Source organism: Pseudoalteromonas sp. S3178 (assembly GCF_005886985.1).
Lineage (GTDB): Bacteria > Pseudomonadota > Gammaproteobacteria > Enterobacterales > Alteromonadaceae > Pseudoalteromonas > Pseudoalteromonas carrageenovora.
In genome coordinates, this window is the sequence record NZ_PNCW01000580.1 from 1 (window position 1) to 279 (window position 279).

General features: G+C 40.5%; 1 pseudogene. It reads left to right on the forward strand.

Going from position 1 to position 279, the window contains the following annotated elements:
* Nucleotides 1-279, forward strand: a pseudogene (locus tag CWC11_RS22310) (tetratricopeptide repeat-containing sensor histidine kinase); the annotation flags it as partial.

Genomic DNA, 279 nt, shown 5'->3' on the forward strand with positions numbered 1-279 from the left:
GAACTGAATGAAGAGGGTTTTGAGTCTCTTCGGCTGCAAATTAGAGAACAATATACCGTTGACCCTAAAGTTGCGCTTCAGCTCACTGAGCAAGCCTTAAATACTAGCCGTTTGAGTGCAGACCAAAAAATCAAAATCCTGAATTACAAAGCCTGGTTTCAAATGGAGCTGAATCAATTTTCGGCAGCGATGCGCACGACAAATGAAATCAAACGGTTAATGTATGAGGCACAAGATAAGTCGTTGATTTATGCATACTACAATTTATCAGGGGGAATT